Genomic DNA, 2912 nt, shown 5'->3' with positions numbered 1-2912 from the left:
TGGTGGCGGCTTGGGGGGTGATGCCGGTGGCGGCGGTGGTGATGTGGTCGGTGATGGTGTCGATGGCGGGGCTGTGTGAGGCGTAGTCGACGTCGATGCGGCGGGTTTTGATCTGCCGCTGCTCACATTCCTGCAGCAGCACCGTGATCGCGTGGTGGGGTCCGGCGACGATGGTGGTGGCGGGTCCGTTGACCGCGGCGATGGTGACGGTGTCGGGGAGCAGGTCGGTCAGCTCGTCGGGGGTGGTGTGGACGGCGGCCATGGTGCCGGTTCCGGCCAGCGCGGCCACGGCGCGGCTGCGCAGGGCGACGAGTTGGGCGGCGTCGTGCAGGGTGAGGGCGCCGGCGGTGTAGGCGGCGGCGATTTCGCCTTGGGAGTGCCCGACCACCGCGTCGGGTTCGACACCCAGGGATCGCCACAGCTGGGCCAGGCCGGTCATGACCGCGAACAGCGCGGGTTGGACGACGTCGACCCGGTCCAGCGATGCCGCATCTTGGCCGGTGGTGGTGAGGAGGTCGGTGAGGGACCAGTCCACGTGCGGCGAGAGTGCTTGTTCGCAGGCGAGGATGTGGTCGCGGAACACCGGGCTGGTGGACATGAGTTCGGCGCCCATCCCGGCCCACTGCGATCCTTGGCCGGGGAACACGAACACTGTCTTGCCGCCCTGGCCGGGCAGGGCACGGCCGGTGACCACGGCCGGGTGCGGTTCACCGGACGCCAGCGCCCGCAGCCCCTCGCGCACGGTGGCGTCGTCGCCGACGATGACGGCGCGGTGGTCCAGGGTGGAGCGGGTGGTGGCCAGCGCCCAGGCCACTTCACCGGGGTCCAGGTCGGGGTGGGCGTCCAGGTGCTCGGCCAGGCGCTGCGCTTGGGCGGCCAGACCCGCCTCGGTCTTCGCTGAAACGAGCCACGGCACGGACTTGAATTCAATACCCGCGGTGTGCGGCTGCGGCGGGACGACTTCGGCGGGCGGTGAGGCGGGAGCCTGCTCCACGATCACATGGGCGTTGGTTCCGCTGATGCCGAAGGAGGAGATCGCGGCGCGGTGTGGCCGTCCGGTGTCGGGCCACGGCATCTGCTCGGTGAGCAGTTCGACGGTTCCGGCGGACCAGTCGACATGCGGGGACGGCTCGTCGACGTGCAGTGTCCGCGGCAACACGCCCTGCCGCATGGCCTGGATCATCTTGATGATTCCGGCGACGCCGGCGGCGGCCTGGGTGTGGCCGATGTTGGATTTGATGGAGCCGAGCCGTAGTGGCCGGTCGGCGGGGCGTTGCTGGCCGTAGGTGGCGATGAGTGCTTGGGCTTCGATGGGGTCGCCCAGTGTGGTGCCGGTGCCGTGGGCTTCGACGACGTCGACGTCTGCGGGGGTGAGGCGGGCGCTGGCCAGCGCGTCCTGGATGACCCGCTGCTGGGACGGCCCGTTGGGGGCGGTCAGGCCGTTGCTGGCGCCGTCCTGGTTGACCGCCGACCCGCGCACGATGGCCAGCACAGGGTGGCCGTTGCGCTGCGCGTCGGAGAGCCGCTCGACCAGGAGGAGTCCGACGCCTTCGCCCCAGCCGGTGCCGTCGGCCGCCGCCGCGAAGGGCTTGCAGCGGCCGTCCCGCGCCAGGCCCCGCTGCCGCGAGAAGACGACGAACGCACCCGGGCTGGACATGACGGTGGCGCCGCCTGCGAGCGCGAGATCGCACTCTCCCTGCCGGAGGGATTGGCAGGCGAGGTGGAGGGCGACGAGTGAGGAGGAGCAGGCCGTGTCGATGGTGAGGGCGGGACCTTCGAGACCGAGTGAATACGCGATGCGTCCCGAAGCGACACTGATCGAGGAGCCGGTCCCCGTGTAGCTCTCTGATGCGCTCGACAGTTCCGGGAGACCGGAGCTGTAGTCCTGCGACGAGATGCCGGTGAAGATGCCGGTGCGGGTGCCGTGGAGGACGGCCGGGTCGATACCGGCGTTCTCGATGGCCTCCCAGGCGGTTTCGAGGAGGAGTCGCTGCTGCGGGTCGGTGGCCTGGGCCTCGCGGGGGCTGATGTTGAAGAAGTCGGCGTCGAAGTGGTCGGCGTCGTACAGGAAGCCGCCCTCGCGGGCGTAGGTGGTCCCCGGATGATCCGGGTCGGGGTTGAAGAGGTCGGCGACCGGCCAGCCGCGGTTCGTCGGGAACTCCCCGATGGCGTCGACACCCTCGGCGACCAGGTCCCACAGTTGTTGCGGTGTGCGCACATCGCCCGGGTAGCGGCAGCCCATCGCGACGATCGCGATCGGCTCGTCGGCGGTGATCGTCCGCGTGCCCTTGGTGGTCGTGCTGCCGGTGCCGAGAAGGGTGCTCTTCAGGTGGCGGGCCAGCGCGTCGGGGGTTGGGTGGTCGAAGACGAGGGTGGAGGGGAGGCGCTGTCCGGTGGCGGTGGCCAGGCGGTTGCGCAGCTCGATCGCGGTGAGGGAGTCGAACCCCAGCTCACTGAACGGGCGGCTGACATCGACGTTCTCAGCGGAGCCGTGCGCCAGGACGGTGGCGACGTTCCCGCGGATCAGCGACAGCAGACGCTGGTGCTGCTCCTCTGCGCCGAGGCCGCTGAGCTGACCGGCCAGGTCGCTGCCGGCGGCCGTTCCGGTGGCGGCCCGCCTGCCGGGTGCGGCGAGTGCGCGCAGCAGCGCGGGCACGGGGGTGGGGAGGCTCCGGGTGCTGATGGGCGTGGCCACGAGGTGGGGCCGGGGCATGGTCAGGACGGCGTCGAAGAGCTCCAGCCCTTGATCATCGGTGATGGCCGCGAGGTTCTCGGTGATGCGGGCGCGGTCGGTGTCGGTGAGGTGGCCGGTCATGCCGGTGTCTTGTTGCCAGTAGCCCCATCCGATGGATTGGGCGGGTAGTCCTTCGGTGTGGCGGTGGGTGGCGAGGGTGTCGAGGAAGTGGTTGGCG

At 70.8% G+C, this 2912-nt stretch carries 1 protein-coding gene; it reads right to left on the bottom strand.

The annotated features are described in order from the left end of the window. On the bottom strand, positions 1 to 2912 hold a 2912-nt coding region (locus E1289_RS37085; protein WP_131988791.1), incomplete at both ends, for a type I polyketide synthase.

This window comes from Actinomadura sp. 6K520 (assembly GCF_004349245.1).
Lineage (GTDB): Bacteria > Actinomycetota > Actinomycetes > Streptosporangiales > Streptosporangiaceae > Spirillospora.
This window is presented reverse-complemented; position numbering and strand designations above follow the sequence as displayed.